The organism is Natrarchaeobius chitinivorans (assembly GCF_003841505.1).
In the GTDB taxonomy this organism is placed as follows: domain Archaea; phylum Halobacteriota; class Halobacteria; order Halobacteriales; family Natrialbaceae; genus Natrarchaeobius; species Natrarchaeobius chitinivorans.
The window spans coordinates 264,271-284,363 of the sequence record NZ_REGA01000002.1 but is presented as its reverse complement, the minus strand read 5'-3'; the positions used below and the strand labels follow the sequence as shown (position 1 = coordinate 284,363).

The window sequence follows — 20,093 nt, the reverse complement described above, 5'->3', positions numbered from 1 at the left end:
AGGAAGTCTGTATGTCCGCCATGCGACGGACGACCGGGCTACAGCACCGGCGGATTTCGGGTGAGCGGCCGTGGTGAAACTGACGCGGCGTCTCGCGGTGTACGTGGGTTCGCTGTTCCTGTTGATCGGCATCTACACGCTCGCGTATCGGTGGGGTATGGCGACCTACGAGGGAGAGTCCCGAACCTGGTATCAGTCGCTCGAGATCGTCGTCCAGTCGATGACGACCACGGGGTACGGCCAGGACGCTCCGTGGGAGACGCGCTGGATGACCGCGCTGGTAATTCTGATACAGGTGACGGGGATCGCCTACATCGTCGTCGCTATCCCGCAGTTCGTCGTCCCGTGGCTCGAAACGCTCGTCGAACCCGCGCCGCCGACGGAGATCGATCACCTCGAGGACCACGTGATCGTCGTCGGCTACACGAACCTCTGTGATACCCTCGTCGGCGAACTCGAGGCCAGCGGGACCCCGTACGTGATTCTCGAAGGGGACGAGGATCGCGCTCGGACGCTCCACGAGGAAGGGTTCAGGGTGCTCTACGGCGATTCCGATTCCGAGAGTACGCTCGAGGCAGTCGACCTCTCCGACGCGCTAGCCGTCGTCATCGACGCGACGGAACGCGACCCCGTGAGGACGACGCTCACGATCGAAGCCCGAGACCCCGAGGCGACGGTGCTCGCACTCGTCGCGGATCCCGGAGACGCGAGATACTTTCGGTACGCCGGCGTCGACGAGGTGCTCTCGCCGAGACACGGCCTCGGCAAGGCGCTCGGCGATCGGCTTCGAGACGTCATCAGCCCCGATCTCGAGACGGTCGAACTGGGCGTGGAACTCGACGTCCGCGAATTTCCCGTCGAACCGGGTTTGGACCTCTTCGGCGAACCGATCGCCGCCTCCCGACGTCTCGAGCGGACCGGAGCGACGGTGCTCGGCGCGTGGGTTCGGGGTGACTTCGTCACGACGCTTTCCGAGGGCGTCACGGCCGACGAGAACACGTCGGTGCTCGTCGCCGGAACCGACGCGGAACTCGAGGCGGTCGCGAAACGAATCGGAACGACGGGCGTCCGATACAGGATGGCGAGTGGCCCCGTCGTGGTCCTCGGTGAGGGGCTTGTCGGTACGACGGCACGCGGGACGCTCGAGCGAGCCGACGTCGACACCGTCTCGGTCGGCCCCAACTCGGGAGAGGGGATCGACGTCGTCGGTAATTCGACCGACGAAAAGACGCTACTCGAGGCTGGAATCGACGAGGCTGAGGCGGTGATCGTCGCGCTCGAAGCCGACGACGATGCGATCCTCGCGACGCTTGCCGCTCGAGCCGTCGCCCCGGACGTCGAGATAATCGCCGGGGCGGTCAGCGGTGTGAGCGTGAACGCGCTCCGAACCGCCGGTGCGGATTACGTTCTCGCCTTACCCAACGTGGCTGGACGCATGCTCACGATGCGGATCTTCGAGTACGAGGTCATGACGCTCGAGGATCGATTGTACCTCGTCGAAGTCGACGCACCCGAACTCGTCGGCGAGGAGCTGTCGACGGCCGAACTCCGCCGAGAATCGGGCTGTCCCGTCGTCGCACTCGAGCGCCGAGGGGAACTGGAAACTGACGTCGACGGAACGGCCTTTCGAAGGGACGACCGGTTGCTCGTCGCGGGGACCGATCGCCAGCTCGATCGGTTCCGAGAACGGTTCGGAGGCGAGGGGCAAACGGAGTGATGCGTGTATCGTCGATCACGAGTGACGAACGGAGTGATGTGTGTAACGACGATCACGAGCGACGAACGGAGTGATCGGGTATGGACTAACCGGGTCTGTGTTGACGACCGGTGGCTACCGTCGCCCGCCACCGCTGGTTCGATCGGTGGACAGTCGCGTTTTTCGGACGGTGCCAAGGAAAATACGTGTACTCACCCTACGACCGAGTATGGGCGAGGAATCGGAGTTCGATCCTGAAGCGGCCGAAGAGCGCGAGATCGGCCGGGAGATGGTCGATCAGAGCACCGGCCTCGGCTCCGTCGCGGCACACCTCTACAGAGGCGAGATGGAACGAACCGTCGAGTGGCGCGGCCGTCTCGATACGACGACCAACTGGGCCGTCACGGTGATGGCGGCGATCGTCGCCTACGCGTTTTCGGGCGAAGTCTCACACGCCGTTATCCTCGCCGGCGCGATCATGGGCACCGTCTTCCTGTTCATCGAAGCGCGTCGATTCCGCGATTACGACATCTGGCGGTCGCGCGTTCGGGTTCTTCAGGAGAACCTCTTTGCGAACGCGCTCGACCCCTCTGGGGGTATCGAACACGACACCTGGCGAGCCGACCTCAGCGAGGATTACCGCGATCCGGTGCCAAAAATCAGCTATCGCGGGGCGTTCAGCCATCGGCTCAGGCGGGTTTATCTGCCGCTGATGACCGCCGTCCTGATCGGCTGGGTGTTCCACATCTGGGCGTTCAATCCCGACGAACCGTTCCTCGAGAGCGCCGGATTGCCCGGTGTGAGCGGAGTCGTCGTCGTCGCCGCAGTCGCCGTGTTCTACGTTACGCTCGTCGTCCTCGCCGTACCGCTCTCGGCGAAAGAGCGCGGGGAATCGGGCGAGGCAGAACACGGCGACCTCGAGTGATACGGTTTGCTGTACGTTATTCCCGGTGCAACCGCGTCCCGTCCTGCGGTTGCACCGGTAAACCGTTACAGCAATCCGTATGAGACCGATCGTCGCTTGCCCTCTCGGTACGTTCGCGACCCGCCCCGGCGAGCCGGAATTGTCGGACGATCGTCCGCGCGAGGGTGACGGGTCGGACGGCAGGCGTCTCGAGCCCCTGATGGAACCGAATCGGTGGCGGACCCTCGAGTCGTCGGTCGATTCTCGTCCGTTCAATTCCCCCGAAGACGAAAGGCCCTTAAGTTCCAGTCGCCTACGGGTAGATGGATAGGTCGGGCAGTTTGGCCCTGCTCACAACCCGCGCTACGGTCATCAGCGGGGACCGAACGCCGCGGGCGTCCGGTCAGACCGACCGGGGCCCCGGGAGCCAACGTGGAAGCCTCGTCCGTCGGGGACAGCGGTCCACGGTGGCCGTCCGCAGGGACGTCCCATCGTGGTTAGCCGGCGACAGCCCATCAGGCGCGGAAGCGAGCAGTGGACCGCCGGACACCTGTCGCTCGACGGGTCGCGGGGTGGAGAAGGCAACCGGGATTCCCCCGGTCGGAACGCCGGGCAATCGCGGCCTCCACACTCATACTTCATTCGTCGATAGAATCGAAGAGCTGCCGGTCCATGGGGTGGGCTCAACGACGATTACGGTCGCCAGTCGAATCGCTCCGGATCCCTGGCAGAGAGCGCCGTCCGAACCGCAGCAACGGTTTCCGGTACGTCGTGAACGCGGACAATGTCTACACCACGATCCGCGGCGAGCGCACTCGCCGCCACGGTCGCCTCGAGTCGGTCGTCCGACCCACAGCCGACGTGATCGAACATCGACTTGTGAGAGTGACCGACGAGGATCGGACAGCCGAGGGCACGAAACTCCTCGAGACGCCCCAGCATCTCGAAGCTCTCGCGGGCTGATTTGCCGAAGCCGAGGCCGGGATCGACGACGATCCGGTCGCGGTCGAGACCAGCTTTCTCCGCGAGCAAGATTCGCTCCGTTAGCTCGTCGATGACGTCCTCGACGACGTCGTCGTACGTGATTTTCCGGTCCGGAACGACGGGGGCGTCGATACTGTGCATCACCACGAGCACCGCGTCGTGTTCGGCGGCGACGAAGCGCATATCGGGGTCCTCGAGCCCCGAAACGTCGTTGACGATCTCTGCACCGGCCTCGAGGGCCGCCTCGGCGACTGCCGCTTTCCGGGTGTCGATCGAGATCGGAACGTCGAGGTCGGCGAGTGCCTCGACGACCGGAACGACGCGATCGATCTCCTCGTCGATCGAAACCGGCTCCGCACCGGGTCTGGTCGATTCGCCGCCGACGTCGAGGACGTCGACGCCGGCGTCGATCATCGCCTCGGCGCGAGAGACGGCTTCCGCGACGGAGTCGTACTCCCCTCCGTCGTGAAAGCTATCGGGGGTAACGTTCAGGATCCCCATCACAGCAGTGCGATCATGCCACGGGAGGGTTGAGTTCGGATCTGCGTCGTCGGAATCGATCTCGAGCGTCTCCCGTAGAATCCGGGCGGTCTCTCGAAGCCCGCTCCCGCGAGAGAGCGCTTCGGATTCGAGTCGCTCGACCAGTCGGCGAAACTGTGCGAGCGTCCCCATCAGGACCGCGTCGGTTCGTTCGCCACGGCTCCCTCCCGAGAGGACGCATTCGCCACCCAGCCGCTCGAGCTCTCGTTTCAACCGGCTGGCCTGGCGGTGGTGTACGTCCGTTTTGACGATCCGGTGGACGCCACTCCGCTCGATTCGATCGACGTCGGTCGAGTCCACATCTGCTCGCTCGAGTGTGTCACGGGCGTCGTCCAGATTGCGAATCCGTTTCGGAATTCCCGTCGCCGACCATCGCGATCGGGCCTCGGCGACGGCGAACAGGGAACCGGTGACGAGCACGCAGTCCTCACGGTCTGCTTCCTCGAGTGCGGTCGCGAGGGCGTCGGAAACGGACGGGTTCGTCCGGATCTCCCGGGAGCCAGCGTCCTCGAACACCCTCGCCAGAACGTCCGAATTCTCTGCGCGGTCGAGCGACGGTTCCGTCGCGATCAGCGAATCGGGCGTCGGTAACGCGGCGGCCATCCCGCAGATGTCCTTGTCGTGCATCGCCCCAAAAACCACACGGAGGTCGTCGTAGTCGTAGGTAGCGAGGGTCTCACCCAGTTGCTCACACGCGCCGGGGTTGTGTGCGCTGTCGAGGATCACGAGCGGATCGGTCCGCATCACTTCGAACCGGCCCGGCCAGTGGGCGTTTCGCAGACCGCGCGCGAGTTCCGCGTCGGTAACGGCGGCGACATGCCGCGAGAGGACGGCAGCGATACCGGCGTTTTCCGCCTGATGGGATCCCAGAAGTGGAATCGTTGCCTCGAGGCCCCAGTCGTCCCGGTCGATCGACACGGCGGCCTCTGTGTGATTCGTTCGCCCCTCGTAGCTCACCCGGACGTCCGGTCTCGTCCCCTCGGCGTCGATCGCGTCCGCACCGACGGTGACCACGTCGCCAGCGACGTCGCGGATCGCCTCGAGCGGCGGGCCGGAGACGCCGGTGACCAGCGGCGCATCCGCCGGCGCGACGTGTGCCTTGTCGCGCGCGATTTCCCGTTCGGTGTCGCCGATGATGCCCGTGTGTTCTAGGGTCACGCTCGTAACCGCGCTCGCGATCGGGTCGACGACGCTCGTCGCGTCGAATCGTCCGCCGATGCCGACCTCGAGGACGGCGACGTCGACGTCCTCGCGACCGAAGTGCCACAGCGCGAGACCGGTCATCGCCTCGAAGAACGTGGGCGATTCGCCCTCGGCCCCCCGTGCTCGCACGTACTCGTGGACGGAATCGACGTACTCACACAGCGCCGACTGGGGGATCTTCCGCCCGTCGACGCGGACCCGTTCGCGGACGTCCGTCAGGTGTGGGGAGGTGTACAGTCCGACGGAGAGTCCGGCTTCCCGGAGCGTGCGTTCGAGCATCCGGGCCGTACTCCCCTTTCCGTTCGAGCCGGCGATCTGCACGAAGTCGATCGACTCGTGAGGGTCCTCGAGGTGGGAGAGAAGCCGTTTCGTCGACTCCGTTCCCGGCTTCGGGCGGAATCGCCGCAGCCCAAAGAGAAACGCCGTCGCCTCGTGATACTCCATACGCGAATCACAGAGTGGGATCGCTTTAGGGTGTCGAACTCCGATCGGAACGACCGGTTCCCGGGATCAAACGGGCTCTTCGTCGGCGAATCGCCCCCCTTCCCATCCGCGCAAACGTGACCGGATTCCGGCCTCGAGAGCCCAGGCGACCGCGAGAACGATTGCGTACGGCCCGAACAGCAGGATGTGCACTGGGCTGTCGGTCGCGACGAACACCTCGACGGTCAGAAAGTACGGAACCAACACCGCAAACAGAACGGCGGGAGAGACGATTCCACGACCGAGCAGCGCCGCGAGCGGAACGCCGACGACGGCGGCGGTGACGGCGAAGACGGCGACCGACGCGACGGGCGGTCGAATCCCCGCTCTGAGAACCAGCAAAACGGTCGCGGCTCCGACGAGCGAACTCCCCCCGCCGACGAACCAGGCGAGGGTCGCTCTCGAGAGCGGAACGGTCGGAAGGTTCCGGAGCCGCTCCCCGCCGAGCCCGTAGCCCCGTCGGATTCCGAACTCGAGCAGCCCGGCGACCAGCACCAACGAGAGCCAGACGTACCACGTGTTGGCGTAACTGGCGACGTGGGTCGGCCCGTCGACGATGACGTAGCCGTCGAGGGTTCCCCACTCCGGATGCGGCGTCGTCAGTTCGACGGACGCCGTCCCGGCGAGGACTGCGAGGAATCCGATCGCCGGCGCAAACAATCGCGTGTGAGCGGAGACGAACAGCGCGAGGAAGCCGAGTGCGAACGCGGGCACCGCGATCCCGGCGACGGACTCGAGTGTCGGATACCCGCCGCGGGCGTACAGCGCGAGGACGACGGCGACGTTGAGGACGCCGCCTGCGAGACCGGCCGCGATCGAGAGCGGGGAGGGGCGGACCATACGAGGTGTAGGAGGTTGTCCTACCTGTGTCTTTTCCTACCAGTGGCCCTGTCACAGCAAACTTCGTGCGTCCGTCTATCCGGGTCTTGTCAAGACTCGCGTGCAAGATACAGTGTTCGTATTTCGCGTAGTTGAGGCGACCAAATCGGGAAATGGCTCGAAGCCAGTTCGTGGGAAAACCGGTGCTACTACTTTATTACCTTTCATGACCAGTATACGGGTAGTCAGACGTCTGAATTCACGTTCTCGATGGCAACAGCCGAGAAGGCGGATTTCCGTACGGACTGACGTTGGAGTGTTACCAGTATGACGACGTTTGAGCACGAAGTGTCGATCGAAACGCCCGTCGAATACAGTTTCGAGTGGGGACTGAACCCGGAAAACTGGCAGCGGTCGATGCCCGGGATGACGGACGTTGAGGTCCTCGGAGAGACCGATGAAGGGACGCGACACCGCACAACGTTCAAGATGCTCGGCCAGACATCCACGGACGAGTCGACGTTCATCGTAGTGGAGCCGAACGAGCACGCCTACTCGCGAATCGAGGGACCAGATATGTTCGGAGAGATGCACTACCGCTTCTCCGAAACACCCGACGGGAGTCTGGTCCGTTTCGAGGCCGAATTCGAGGACCCAGAATCGCTGGTCGAACGTGCTCTTCAGCCGGTCTTCAACCGCTATCTGGACCGACAGTTCCGAAATCACCTCCAGACGATGAAGGAGCTGGTCGAGGCCGAATACGCAGAGACTGAGGCTGTGATGAGTAGCTGATCGGTATCGAGCATAGTGTGGCCTTCGGTACGTGGTCCCGCTCTGATGGACTCGATCTCCTATGATTTCTTCCCAGACCATACCGGGTGGTGCTATAGTAACAACTGAAACGATGTGCACACCGATCGCCGATCAGTCCCGCGATCGGGTGTGGGATGACGTTCAGTGGCTACTATAGACACGCTAACCAATAGCTGGACCTCGTCGTATCCGCGAGAAAGCGATCGACAGTCTGGCGCGGGGCCGACGACCACCGAACTGAGCAAGTCGGAGCGACCGTCGTCAGTCGTCCGCCGGCGTCTCCGCGTCGCTCGGTTCGATGCCGACCTCGATCTCTGCGGCCGCCGCCTTGTACTCCGGAATCTTCGCTCGCTCGTCGAGTACGTCGTTGGTGAGCCGGTTTGCAGAGGCGGCTGCGAAGTGTGGCGTCGTCCAGATGACGCCCTCCTTGATGTCTTCGGTCACCTGTGCTTCGACGGTGATTTCACCGCGTCTGGACGTGATCGTGACCTCGTCACCGTCCTCGATACCGTACCGTTCGGCGTCGGCCGGGTGGACGTCGACGAAGTTCTCCGGAATCTGGCGGTTGAGCGTCGGCGACCGACGGCTCATCGTTCCGGTGTTGTAGTGTTCCTCGAGGCGGGCGGTCGTCAGGACGAGTGGGTACTCCTCGTCGGGAACCTCGTCCGGCGGCGTGTGGCTGACGCCTTCGATGTGGCCGAGCCCGCTTTCGGTGTCGAACTCGTCGGCGTAGAGGTACGAGTCGCCTTCGTCGCCCGGTTCATAGCAGGGCCAGTGGAGTCCCTCCTCACCCAGGGTGTCGTAGGTCATGCCGTGATAGATCGGACAGACCTCTCGCAGTTCCTCGAAAACCTCCTCGGGATCGTCGAACTCGAAGTTCTCGGGACCGAACAGTCGACACCCGACCTCAGAGAGGATCTCGAGGTCGTGTTTCGTGTTCTCGTGGACCTTGTCGACGCCGCGCATTCGCTGGACACGACGGTCGGTGTTCGTCACTGTTCCGTCGCGTTCCGCCCAGGTCGTCGCGGGCAGGACCACGTCGGCGTACTCCGCCGTCTCGGTCATGAAGATGTCCTGGACGACGATGAACTCGAGTTCCTGGATCCGCTCGGCGACGCTGTTGGCGTCGGGTTCGCTCATCACGGGGTTCTCGCCCATGACGTACAGCCCTTTGACCGAGTTGCCGAACTCGTGGGACACCTCGACGTTGGTCAGGCCCGGCTCGTCGGGCACCTCGAAGCCCCAGACGTCCTCGACGCTCTCTCTGGCCTCGTCGTCGTCGACCAACTGGTAGCCCGGCAACACGTTCGGCATCGCGCCGACGTCACAGGTTCCCTGGACGTTGTTCTGCCCGCGGAGTGGATTGACGCCCGTTCCGGGGCGACCGACGTTGCCGGTGATGAGTGCGAGGTTGATCTCGTTCTGGACGTTGTCGACGCCGCAGGCGTGCTGGCTCATCCCCATCCCGGTGAAGATGGCGGCGTTGTTGGCCATCGCGTACTTCTCGGCGGCCAGTTCGATCTCCTCGAGGGAAAGGCCACACTCCTCGGCGGCCGCTTCCTTGTCGAACTCCTCGAGGGTCTCTTTCAGGTGCTCGAAGCCTTCGGTCCGCTCCTCGATGAACTCCTCGTCGATCCATCCCGCTTCGGGCTCCTCCTCGTGTTTCTCGAGGATCGTCTTGATGACGGCGTTCAAAAGCGGGATGTCGGTTCCCGGTTTCAACTGGAGGTGCTGGTGACGGTCGGTGTCGTCGATCTGGAACGATCTGGTCGTCTTGTTGGCGTGGGGGTCGACCTGGATAACCGTCGCCCCCTCGAGTACCGCCTGACGGAAGTACTGACTGTTGGCGATCGGGTGTTGTTCGCCCGGATTCGCCCCCTGGATCCAGAACAGGTCGCATTCTTCCTCGAGGTCGGCCATACTGTTCGTCATCGCGCCCGCGCCCAGGCTGGTTCGAAGCGCCCAGACCGTCGAGGCGTGACACATCCGCGTACAGTTGTCGACGTTGTTCGTTCCGTAGCGACGGGCGATCTTCTGGAGGAGGTAGTTCTCCTCGTTCATCGTCTTCGAGGAGCCGAAAAAGCCCATCGCGTCCGGTTCGTAATCGTCGCGGATGCGCTCGAGTTCGTCGACGACGTACTCGTACGCTTCCTCCCAGGATGCCTCCCGGAACTCTCCGTCTTCTTTGATCAGCGGTTCCGTGAGCCGGTCCTCGTGGTCGACGACCTCCGTCGCGGCACCACCTTTGATACAGATCCGGCCTTCGTTGACCGGCGCATCTCCCCAGGGCATAAATCGAACGTCGCCCGGTTCCTCGCCCTGTTGGACCTGTATCCCACAGCCGACGCCACAGTACGGACAGATCGTCTTGACGGTGTCTTGTTCTTCACTTGACATTGTGCGTGATCCCCTCTGACTTAGATCGCATCGTGTGAGACCACTGCTTGCATGTGTATGAGTTTTTCTACCAAATTCGTGGTATATGTATGGAGATAGTAATGTCGATGTGAAATAATATTCTTAGTTCCGAGACTGGGGAGGGAACGTGACCGGTAACGGTAGCAATTCATCCCTGCTGTCGAACGCCGCTACTGGGTGGTGGGTGCCGTCAGGTTCGAGCGTCGACCAGAGAGAAACGCTCACCACGACCCGCATCGAACGACCACTCGATGGAACTGACGCGTTCGCTCGTCGAATCCGAAGCACGAAAGTACCGAAAAGAGGCCCCGCTAGCTCTCGTCGAGGAGGAGAACCTCGAGACGCTCCCCGGGGCGTTCGAGTCGGGCGAGTACGGCCGCCGCGACGCCGCCTGGATCGTCCGGTGGTACTACCGCCGGTTCCTAGGGAGGTATCCCGACGACGAACGGCGGGCGGCCGAAGACCGTTTCTGGGACAACGAGTTCGACGACGTCCGGGCCGCCATCGCCGACGTCGTCGACGCGACCGACGCGGCCGACGGGATCGACGCGCTGACCCGCCTCGAGGCCGTCGACGTTCCCGTCGCCTCCGGATTTCTCACCTTCGTCGACCCCGAGGAGTACGTCGTCGTCGGCCCTCGCGAGTGGGCGACGCTGTTCGAAGTCGGGGAACTCTCGCGGTCGTATCCGGACTCGCCGTCCGTCGAGGATTACGAGACGTACCTCGAGCGCTGTCGGTCGCTTGCCGAGCAGTTCGACTGCGACCTGTGGACGGTGTATCGAGCGCTCTGGCGGATCTCCGATCACGTCTCCGGTTCGGACGAGGTAGAGGACGGATCACCGACGACCGGGGGCTTTTGAGGGAGGGTCGACGAAGATCACGTATGTCCCTCGAGAACGGATCGAACGCCCGATCTGCCGTCGTTCTCGCTGGCGGACACTCGACGCGCTTTGGCGAAACGGACAAGGCAGTCGCCGATCTCGCCGGAACGCCGATGATCCGTCACGTCGTCGATCGAATCGCTCCGACCATCGACGACCTCGTCGTCAACTGTCGGGAGGACCAGGTTCCGGCGATCCGGGAGGCGCTCGCGGACGACGATCCGTCGTTCGAACCCGCTCCCGAGTCGAGGCTGTCGTTCGCGGTCGATCCGGTTCCCGACCGCGGACCGATGGCGGGGATCGCGACCGGCCTCGGAGAGGTCATGACGGAGTACGCCGTCGTCGTCGCGTGTGATATGCCGTTCGTCGACCCCGAGTTCGTCGAATTGCTCTTCGAACGGGCCGACGGCCACGACGGGGCTGTCCCGCAACTGGACGACCAGTGGTTCCAGACGACCCAGGCGGTGTATCGAGCCGAACCGATGGCAAACGCCTGCGAGCGAGCGCTCGAGCGGGACGAACGCAGGATCGTCGAACCCCTCTCGGAACTCGAGTACGTCGTCGTCCCGGAGGCAGAGGTCCGCGAACGGAGTTCACTCGAGACGTTCGAAAACTTCAACACCCGGGCGGAACTCGAAGCCGCAATCGATCGCCTCGAGGACGGCTCCAGTGGGACGTGACCCGTCCGAGGACGACGCCGGCGGGACGTGAGCCATCGTCGAAACCGCCTTCCTTCGCTGGCACGTCACCGCTCCCTCTCTGGCACGTCACCGACTCCTTCCTTAACACGTCACTGCTACTCTTCGAGCACGTCGACGACGGTCTCGTCGTCGATCATTCGACCGAGGACGACCCGCGAGACGGCTGGCGTCCGCTCGAGTAGGTCCGTTCCGATCTCGCGGGCGACGGCCAGGCGCTTCTCGTCATCGACCTTGTTGAGAAGCGGGATGACCGTCGCGCCGTCGGGGACGTCAGCCAGCCCGCCGCGCTCGCTCGCGAGTACGCGCGCAACGTCCTCGGGGCGGATCGTCTCACCTATCTCGAGTCCCGTGATCGCCGCCACCCGCTCCGGCCGGTGGACGAGGTCGGACGAGAGCGGGGAGCCGACGGCGGCGACGCTCGCGATCGGAACGACGGTGTCGACGCAGTCCGGAAGCTGCGGTTCGTGTTCGTCCGGTGCTTTGAACTCACGGGTCCGGGCCCCGTCGGCTTTGACGAGCACGAGATCCGCGACACCCGCCGCCTCGAGGTCACGGATAACCGCCGGCTCGTAGCCGACGTATCGATCCTCTCCTTCCCGCTCCGGAACGACGCCGGCCGGCCACGAGTTCGTCTCCTCGAGCGCCGCGACCGGATCTCCAGTCACGGTAACCGATTCGACGTGGGGATCGAAGATGGGGATTCGCACCGTCGCGGTGACGACCGCCCGCGTTCCTCGGTCGCCAGCGCGGGCTGCCAGCGTATACAGCGTCGTCTTCTTTCCTCCCGCACCCACGACTGCCACGACGCCGGATTCGGCTTCGAGCGCCTCGAGAACGTCCATACATTCGCTCTCGTCGGAGGGGGCTAATCGTTTGTGGGATCCGCCTCGAGCGACCCGTCGAATCCACCGGTGACACGATTTGCACGTACCCCCCGTACGGTCTCCAGTCCGTATCACGAACCTTATCATCGATCGCTGTCTCCGACCGTCTATGACCGACGCCCGCGGCGCGAATCTGCTCGCCCTGGGCTGTGACGCGCTCGACTCCACCACTGAACGGGCGCTCGAGGACCTCCTCGAGTACGCCGATCCCGATCTCGTCTACGTCGTCCGCGACGGTGCCGACGTCCGAGTCACCAGTCGCTTGCGGCGAGCGTTCGACGGTCCCGTCGTCGACCCTGACGGCCCCGCGACGTGTCACACGGTGAGCGTCTCGGGAGTCACGTTCGCCTTCGTCGACGCGATCGAACTCCTCGAGGACGCGATCGGCGAGCCAAAACCGTCGGCCGACGGCATCGACGACGGCGGCCGTAAGAGGAGCGCGGTTTCGACCGACACCGGGGACGATACCGAACCGTTTCCGACGGACGTCGACTACCTCGTCTGTGACGACCTCGAGCCGGTGACCGACCGCGTCACTCTCGAGGCCACGCTCGACGGTCGGGAGGCGATCGCCCGGTACCAGGCTCGTTCACGGGGGGAAACGGTGTTCTGTACCGGATCGTTGCCGGCGAGTTACGACTACGTCTGGCGCGACGTCGTCGACGGCGTACCGATTCGGCTTCCGGTCCGGGGACTGGGTCCGATCCGCCGTTCGGGAGCGGCCGAACTCGCCCGCCTCACCTGCGACGGGGCCGGATCGATCGCCGTTTCGTCCGTTCCCGGCGACCGCATCGGTCTCGGTGCGCTCGCTGGCGTCGGACCGGAGACGGCCGACCGCCTTCGGGACCGCGGGTACGACTCGAGGATGCACGTCGCCGAGGCTCCGATCGCCGACCTGCGTTCGATCGACGGGATCGGCGAGTCGACGGCCCGTCGAATCCGACGGAGCGCCCGCGCGATCGAGGAATCGTGCGTCGTCCGCCGGACTGACGAATCGGTGCCACCGGTCGACGGCAACCCGCTGTTCGTCGACATCGAAACCGACGGACTGCAGCCGACGATCGTCTGGCTGATCGGGGTCTACGATCCCGCCCGCGACAGGTACGTCGACTTCGTCGACACCGAGCTCTCGCGATCGAATCCGGGCACCGCGACGCGGGCGTTTCTCGAGTGGCTAGCCGCTGAGTACGACGACCCCGAACTCGTCGCCTGGAACGGCTACGGTTTCGACTTCGTCCACCTCGAGCGATTCGTCGCCCGCTACGCACCGGAGTACCGCGAGTTCTGGGCCGAGCGCGTATCGACGAACGACCCGTACGACTGGGCGATTCGGCGGGATCACGCGGTCTTGCCCGGGCGGACGAATCGACTCGAGGAGGTTGCGGCCGCGCTCGGGTACACGCGGGATATCGGTGTCGATGCGATCGACGGCCGAACGCTCGCAAAGCGGATTCGCCGACGCCTCGAGGGACCCGACGGGACCGAACCGACCGAGCCACACGGCGGATCGGGTTGTGCAACCGACCGGGAGATCGACTGGGAGAACGCTCGGAAGTACTGCGAGGCGGACGTTCGCGAACTGGCCGCAGTGTACGACGCGATCGCGAACGCAAAGCCGACGGCCGGAACCGACGGGATCGGACGGGCGACCGGCGACGCCGAGCGGACGGCCGGCGGGACATCGAATCGAACAGCCGACTCGACCGCCCAGACGGGACTCGGGGACTTCGAGCCGTGACCGGGAGACGAACTCGCGACCGGACCGTCCCCGACGGTGGAACGGATTCGTACTCGATGAATCTCGCACTCACCGGAGCCGAACTCGTCGACTCGTATCCGGCCGATCGGTACAGCGAACAGGTCCGCGAACGGATCACGCTCCCCGCTCGGTCGGCACGTCACGTTCCGGCGGGAGACGTCCTGCCCGCGGAACTGGCGTCGGCACTCGGCGTCGACCTCTGGAGCCACCAGGCCGAGGCGCTCCGCGCGCTCGAGGCCGGCGAGAACGTCTGCGTTTCGACCTCGACGTCGTCGGGCAAGAGCTACGTCTACGGCCTCGAGATCGCACGCCGATACCTCGAGGATCCGTCGGTGCGGGCACTGCTCGTCTACCCGACGAAGGCGCTCAGCCGGGATCAGGAGGGAGAACTGAACGAGCTGTTCCGAACGCTCGGCCTCGACGTCTCCGTCGGCGTCTACGACGGCGATACCGACGCCGAGGAGAAGTCACGGATTCGCGAGGACGCCAACGTCGTCATCACGAACGTCGCCGGGTTGAACCAGTACCTCGAGGGCCACCACCGCTGGGCCGAGTTTCACGCCGATTGTTCGCTCGTCGTCGTCGACGAGGCCCACTCGTGGACGGGAATCGCCGGTATGCACGCGGCGTGGATCCTCCGGCGAGCCAGGCGGGTGATCGACTGGTACGGCGGCGACCCCCGGTTCGTCCTGACGAGCGCGACTATCGGCAATCCGGGCGAGCACGCTCGAACCCTGGCCGGCGAGTCGGTGACGGTGATCGACGACGACGGATCGCCGCGGGGACGCCGCCATCTCCTGTTCTGGGATCCTCCGTCGGACGACGGCCGGCCGGGCGGAAGTGCCGTCGGTGACGAACGTGATGGGGACGGCTGGGCCTCGAGTGGCCGACCCGCGACCGTCGAGGCACCCGAACTCTGGGCTCACCTCTGTTCTCGAGGCGTTCCGTCCCTGCTGTTCTGTGACTCGCGAAAGGGAACCGAGCTCGCGATCGATCGTGCGACCGAGTTCCTCGATCGGTACTCGCCCGCCGAAAGCGGAGAGACGTCGCTCGCGTCGTACAACGCCGGCCACGGAAAGCGTTCCCGTCGGGAGACCGAGCGTCGACTCGAGGCCGGAACGCTCGACGGCGTCGCCACGACCAGCGCCCTCGAGGTCGGGATCGACGTCGGCCGCATCGACGGGACCGTCCTTCAGGGGTATCCCGGGAGCAGGGCGTCGTTCTGGCAGCGACTCGGGCGATCCGGGCGCGGCGAGCGAGAAACCATCTCGGCGTTCGTCCCCCGCCACGCGACGCTCGACCAGTACGTGCTCCGCCATCCGGAGTACGTCCTCGAGGGCGACCCCGAACGCGCGGTGGTCGACCTCGAGAACAATCCGGTCTACCTGCAACACGTCGTCTGTGCCGCCCAGGAACTGCCGCTGACTCGAGACGATGCCGAGCAGTTCGGCGGGACGAACCGACTCGAACGGGCCGTCGAGTACGGGCGGCGGATTGGCGACCTCGAGGGCGGACTCTCGGGTGGGGTCACATACACACACCGCGATCGTCCGCAAAACGAGGTCAGCATCTACGCCGAAGGAAGGGACACCTTCGACGTTCGGCTGGCCGGCGAGGAACGAATCGATCACGAACCGATCGGACGCGCCCGAGCGTATCGCGACTATCACGAGGGTGCGACGGTCTTGCACCGAGGCGATCGGTACGAGGTGTGTGACTTTCGGGAGGACCGACCGCAGCCGTACGTCGAACTCGAGGCCGCAGACGTCGATTACTACACCCAGTCCCAGCGCAGGGTTTCGATATACGACACCGAGGTACGCGACTCGAGACGGGTCGGTTCCTTCCGGCTCAACTGGGGATACGGAACCGTGACGGTTCGATACGACAGCTACACGAAACGGGCCGTCGACACCGGCGAAACGCTCGAGGCGGGGCTCGAAACCGGCGTCCCGCCCCTCGAGATGCGAACGCAACTGTGCTGGGCCGAAGTTCCACCGGCCGTCGAACGCGCGGTGACGAACGCTCACAGCGAGTACGTCAACGACGACTGTACGGAGCTTCCTCCACGGCTGCACGGCTACCTCGGCGGGATCCACGCGATCGAACACGCGATGATCGCCGTTTCCCCGCTCGAACTCACGGTCGATCCGGCGGACCTCGGCGGGTTGGCGACGAACCGACTGCCCGACCGACCGGATCGAAGCGGGTGGTTCGTCTACGACGGCGTCGACGGCGGCCTCGGATTCTCGCGGCGCATCTACGAGGAGTTCGAAGCGCTGGCACGTCGGGCTCGAGCGCTGATGACCGACTGCTCGTGTGGACGCGATGAGGGGTGTCCGGCGTGTCTGATGGATGCCCGCTGTGGGAACGACAACAGACCGCTTTACTCGCCAGCGGCGACCGACGTGATCGACGCACTGCTCGAAGATCCGGAGCAAGCGGCCGAAAAACGGCGGGCGGAGGGCGAACCTGTCGACGAGCGCCGTCCCCCGGCGTCGATCTCCTGAATATGGATCGATCACCTCGGGTAGCCCCAATCCCCTGGATCTGTGTCGATCTCACTCGGTAGACTCGAGTTCCGTCGGGTCGACCTCCCCCTCGAGGAACCGTTCGCCGAGGTCGGTGAGATCGTACAGGCCGGGGGCGTGCTTTCGAAGGAGTCCGCGTTTCGCGAGTTCGCGACATCGATACGCGGCATCCGGACCCCGGCAGATTCCGGCGTCATCGACGTGGTCCGGTGCAAAGACGTCCTCCGACCGCATCAACTCGAGGATGTCCTCGTCGGGAGGCGCCATCCAGTCAGCCGTCTCCTCGGACATGGTTTCGACTACCGATATCCGTTCGAGGAGGATGTGCGCTTCGGTTCGGTCGGGTGGATTAACTCGTACGGTTTACTGTCCGTCATTGTCGGCGCACCCGCGACCCGGGCGGCGGGTGCGCCGGGACATCGGTACAGTAATCGGTATCAGGACGGATGCTGATGGCTGATTTTCTCGGCGACCGTTCCGGGAACCTGGGTCCCGCAGTCTTTGCACTTCCACGTCCGGGCGGTCGTTCCCGGCTCCTTTCGCAGGTCCTGTTTGAACCGCAACACCGCGCCGCAGGTACAGGTGTGGGTCGCACGGGCCATAGCGAATCCATACGTGTGGGAACCGATAAATCGACCGCTGGCGACCTCAACCGCGTTGCGTTCGCAAGGCGAACAGCCGTTTTATCACGCGACGGACTCGGAGTCGATGGATTCGAAACGCCCCGACGTCCGACTGGACGACAGTCCGGACGAGGACGGAATCGTCACGCACAACGGAGACGAAAACGGAGACGACGGGGACGAGAACGGAATCCTCGAGTCTATCCGCGCCGTATTCGAACGGTAGGGACTACGAGGCGTCCTCGAGCAGTCCGAGTTCTTCGGCGATCAGATCGGCGATGCGGTCGGCGACGTCCGGATCGACTTCGGCGACGTCCGCCCCGTCGTGAAGCTGGTCGTTGTGCCGTTCGATCGAGTCTGCGAGCTCAGAGAGAGGAACGCGCGAGGAAGTCTCGCATTCGGAGCAGACGATCGGAACTCGCGGGTTTCCAGTGTCCGAATCGGAATTCATCGTCCTCGGAAGCTCCGGCACCGATCACCAAAAACGTACGTACTTCGACCGACGACGGGAAATCCCGAACACGTTCGAACACGCGATCTCCGGCTCGAGCCGGTAGCTCGTACGGCGAGATAAGTTTTCGAACGGCTAGCAGATTTTTTCGGACACTACCGACTACCTGTAACTGACGGGGCGACAGTCACGCAGGGGCTCCCCCGTCTACTCGAGAGCTCCATGGTACGGGCTTCGGGGAACAACCGTTCTCCCGTTTCGACTTTGTTCGTCGATGATCGACGTCGTTCGGTCTCTTTTCCCGCCCGGTGTCCGCGCGTAGACGACTACGATCGGCGTATCGCGAAGACGACGACGGTGAGTCCGGCCAGCGCGGCCAGAGCGCCGAAGCCGGTCGTTCGGTCGGTTTCGTCGGATACTGTTGGCTCGGATTCGTCGCTCTGATTGGACTCGACGTTTCCTTCGCTGGAGGGGGACTCAGCCCCGTCCGTGTCGTCCTCGACGTTCTCGTCACTCCTGTCGTCGTCAGTGGAATCGCGTTGTTCGTGGTCGCCTTCGTCGCCCTCGAGTTGCAAGACGACGACGGCCTGGCCGTGTGAGCCGTCGGGATGGTAGGTCCAGCCACCAGCGTCGTCGTAGGACGTCGCTGCCGCGTGTGGGTCGACGTCGGTATCCCAGGAATCGTGTGCTTGCTGGATGTATCCGACGACCTCGATCCTGTCGGCGTGTTCGCCTTCGAGTTCGATTTCGCCGTACTCGACCGTTTCGTCTTCCGGCAGGCCGTGCCACTCGAGACAGTGAGAGTCGAGGTAGCCGTCACCCTGTGGCAGGTCAGGATGGGTTCCGAACTGATCGGCATCCAGCGGACGATCGTAGTTGTCGGTCAACGGGTACTCGACGACGAACGGGTCGGCGTGAGTGTGCCACTCGAGTTCGTCTCCGGTTTCGATCGTCGCGGTCGTGTCGGGTACCGATTCACCGACGATGGGTTCACCGGCCTCGTTGAGGAGCGTCACGCAGAGCTTTCCGGACCCGTCGCCCTCGTAGGGAATCTGGTACTCGTCGCGTGGATTGGTGTAGCTGATCCAGCTTCCGTCCTCAGCTTCGGCCTCGAAGTACGCGTCGCCGGGTTCGGGGACCGATTCGACGTACGCCGGTTCCGAAACAGAACCGGCTGAGTCGTCCGGCGAGAACGAACTGGCGGAAACCGTCGACGTCTGGGCGGCGACGCCGGCGACGGCTCCGCTCGCGACGAGCAATCCGAGGACGATCGGAACGATCGATGCGGCCAGGGCGGCGCGTCGGCACCCGGACATGGTTACCACGCCCGCGCCGACGAAACGCGACGGTTTGTCCCCAGTAAACTCCGGTGGTAGCGGTGGTCGAACTGATCGTTTCGAAGCGTCGTTCGTGTACCGAAGCGACCGATCGGACGCTGTGACTGTCGTGGAGGCAAACAGATCATCTGGTCAATGTATCTGGGTCGCCCCTCTAAATATGCGCTACTTACCCGGAGTTAGGAGGGGCTTTCAGCCGGTTTAGCACATGGATGGAACAACGATACCGGTCCACGGGCGACTGACGAGATCGCTGTCATACTGTCGGACAGCATCAGTGAGACGGATTGCTGTACCGATTTACCGGCTCACCCGCCGCCCGGGTCGCGGGTGCACCGGCAATGACGGACAGTAACCCGTATGAAACGTCGGTCACGACTTCGCGGCCGTCGCCATCGGAGACGGCCGCAGGAGAGCGACCGATCGTCACATAGTTCTGTCGACAGTATCAGCCCACCCCGAATCGATTTCCCCCTCGAGAGAGTACGAATCACGATGCTCACTCGAACCGGAAGTCGCGATGGAGCTTCGGTTGGCGACGGATCGAACTCCGCCTCGGCCCAGTCGGTATCGTGGTTCCGATCACTCCTGCGGTTGCTCGTGTTCGCTGTCGGGGCAGCCGCCGTCGTATACGCCGTCTCTCGGTACCTCGAGCGCCGTGACGTCGACCACCGCCTCGAGGCCGTGAGCGAACGCGCGCCATCGCTCGAGAGCGTCCGCGATCGGACGAACGACGCGGTCCCCGACGAGTTCCGGACGATTCCGATCGACGGAGAGAGCGATGCGAGTGGAGACGACGAAACCGGGACCGTCGACGAGGAAACGAGTACCGACGATGACGAACGGTCCGCGTCCGGACCGGATGCCGACGAACGGATCGACGACGCGGAGACGAACGTCGACGTGGTCGAGGGGGAGCGCTCGCCGTCGGAAATCGAAGAGCGCGCCAGCGAAGAGCGAGCGCAACCGGGCGAGATGGCGATCGACGACGACGTCGCCGACGTGATCGACGAGGACGACGAAGAAACGAGCGAAGACGAGGAATAGCGTGGCCCTTATCCGCCGT

The 20,093-nt window shown here is 64.3% G+C and carries 17 protein-coding genes and 1 other RNA gene; 10 read left to right on the top strand and 8 right to left on the bottom strand.

Annotated elements, in window-relative coordinates; genetic code table 11:
* Positions 1-73: 73 nt before the first annotated feature.
* From EA473_RS03765 to ffs, 3 genes are all read left to right on the top strand, one after another.
* The gene (locus EA473_RS03765) at positions 74-1,717 is read left to right on the top strand and encodes a potassium channel family protein (RefSeq protein WP_341538982.1); all 1,644 of its coding nucleotides are present in this window, start codon (positions 74-76) and stop codon (positions 1,715-1,717) included.
* Positions 1,718-1,925: 208 nt separating this feature from the next.
* Positions 1,926-2,621, top strand: coding sequence for a DUF2270 domain-containing protein (locus tag EA473_RS03760; RefSeq protein WP_124194332.1), 696 nt, complete (start codon positions 1,926-1,928; stop codon positions 2,619-2,621).
* A gap of 299 nt (positions 2,622-2,920) precedes the next feature.
* An RNA gene (ffs, locus tag EA473_RS03755) (signal recognition particle sRNA) lies at positions 2,921-3,232 on the top strand.
* Positions 3,233-3,293: 61 nt separating this feature from the next.
* Here ffs and folP read toward each other — a convergent pair.
* Together folP and EA473_RS03745 are read right to left on the bottom strand one after the other, a co-directional pair.
* Positions 3,294-5,771 carry a dihydropteroate synthase gene (gene folP / locus EA473_RS03750; protein ID WP_124194331.1) on the bottom strand — a complete coding sequence of 826 codons (2,478 nt, stop codon included), beginning with the start codon at positions 5,769-5,771 and terminating at the stop codon, positions 3,294-3,296.
* 66 nt (positions 5,772-5,837) lie between these two features.
* The gene (locus EA473_RS03745) at positions 5,838-6,650 is read right to left on the bottom strand and encodes a hypothetical protein (protein ID WP_124194330.1); all 813 of its coding nucleotides are present in this window, start codon (positions 6,648-6,650) and stop codon (positions 5,838-5,840) included.
* A gap of 306 nt (positions 6,651-6,956) precedes the next feature.
* Here EA473_RS03745 and EA473_RS03740 point away from each other — a divergent pair, with 306 nt between their 5' ends.
* Complete coding sequence (locus EA473_RS03740) at positions 6,957-7,421, top strand: SRPBCC family protein (protein ID WP_124194329.1); 465 nt, start codon at positions 6,957-6,959, stop codon at positions 7,419-7,421.
* Between the two features lie 282 nt (positions 7,422-7,703).
* Here the strand turns inward: EA473_RS03740 and fdhF are convergent, their stop codons facing one another.
* Positions 7,704-9,839, bottom strand: coding sequence for a formate dehydrogenase subunit alpha (gene fdhF / locus EA473_RS03735; protein ID WP_124194328.1), 2,136 nt, complete (start codon positions 9,837-9,839; stop codon positions 7,704-7,706).
* Between the two features lie 272 nt (positions 9,840-10,111).
* Here fdhF and EA473_RS03730 point away from each other — a divergent pair, with 272 nt between their 5' ends.
* Together EA473_RS03730 and EA473_RS03725 are read left to right on the top strand one after the other, a co-directional pair.
* Complete coding sequence (locus tag EA473_RS03730) at positions 10,112-10,720, top strand: hypothetical protein (protein ID WP_124194327.1); 609 nt, start codon at positions 10,112-10,114, stop codon at positions 10,718-10,720.
* Positions 10,721-10,743: 23 nt separating this feature from the next.
* Positions 10,744-11,421, top strand: a complete 678-nt coding sequence (locus tag EA473_RS03725; RefSeq protein WP_124194326.1) for a molybdenum cofactor guanylyltransferase — start codon at positions 10,744-10,746, stop codon at positions 11,419-11,421.
* 116 nt (positions 11,422-11,537) lie between these two features.
* Here the strand turns inward: EA473_RS03725 and yqeC are convergent, their stop codons facing one another.
* Positions 11,538-12,284 (bottom strand): selenium cofactor biosynthesis protein YqeC, encoded by a 747-nt coding sequence (gene yqeC, locus EA473_RS03720; protein ID WP_124194325.1) that lies wholly within the window; start codon positions 12,282-12,284, stop codon positions 11,538-11,540.
* A 151-nt stretch (positions 12,285-12,435) separates the two neighbouring features.
* On the opposite strand from yqeC, the gene EA473_RS03715 reads away from it, so the two are divergent.
* Positions 12,436-14,064, top strand: coding sequence for a ribonuclease H-like domain-containing protein (locus tag EA473_RS03715; RefSeq protein WP_124194324.1), 1,629 nt, complete (start codon positions 12,436-12,438; stop codon positions 14,062-14,064).
* A gap of 56 nt (positions 14,065-14,120) precedes the next feature.
* Positions 14,121-16,595, top strand: a complete 2,475-nt coding sequence (locus EA473_RS03710) for a DEAD/DEAH box helicase (RefSeq protein ID WP_124194448.1) — start codon at positions 14,121-14,123, stop codon at positions 16,593-16,595.
* Between the two features lie 51 nt (positions 16,596-16,646).
* Here EA473_RS03710 and EA473_RS03705 read toward each other — a convergent pair whose 3' ends face one another.
* Positions 16,647-16,907 carry a hypothetical protein gene (locus tag EA473_RS03705; protein WP_124194323.1) on the bottom strand — a complete coding sequence of 87 codons (261 nt, stop codon included), beginning with the start codon at positions 16,905-16,907 and terminating at the stop codon, positions 16,647-16,649.
* A gap of 146 nt (positions 16,908-17,053) precedes the next feature.
* On the bottom strand, positions 17,054-17,218 hold the full coding sequence (locus EA473_RS22135) for a hypothetical protein (protein ID WP_165875194.1): 165 nt from the start codon (positions 17,216-17,218) through the stop codon (positions 17,054-17,056).
* 55 nt (positions 17,219-17,273) lie between these two features.
* Here EA473_RS22135 and EA473_RS03700 point away from each other — a divergent pair, with 55 nt between their 5' ends.
* Complete coding sequence (locus EA473_RS03700; protein WP_124194322.1) at positions 17,274-17,465, top strand: hypothetical protein; 192 nt, start codon at positions 17,274-17,276, stop codon at positions 17,463-17,465.
* Positions 17,466-17,468: 3 nt separating this feature from the next.
* Here EA473_RS03700 and EA473_RS03695 read toward each other — a convergent pair whose 3' ends face one another.
* On the bottom strand, positions 17,469-17,690 hold the full coding sequence (locus EA473_RS03695; RefSeq protein ID WP_124194321.1) for a hypothetical protein: 222 nt from the start codon (positions 17,688-17,690) through the stop codon (positions 17,469-17,471).
* Positions 17,691-18,016: 326 nt separating this feature from the next.
* Positions 18,017-19,006: a PGF-CTERM sorting domain-containing protein gene (locus EA473_RS03690; protein WP_124194320.1), complete on the bottom strand. Its 990-nt coding sequence runs from the start codon at positions 19,004-19,006 to the stop codon at positions 18,017-18,019.
* Positions 19,007-19,522: 516 nt separating this feature from the next.
* On the opposite strand from EA473_RS03690, the gene EA473_RS03685 reads away from it, so the two are divergent.
* Positions 19,523-20,074, top strand: coding sequence for a hypothetical protein (locus EA473_RS03685; RefSeq protein ID WP_124194319.1), 552 nt, complete (start codon positions 19,523-19,525; stop codon positions 20,072-20,074).
* The last annotated feature ends 19 nt before the right edge of the window (positions 20,075-20,093 follow it).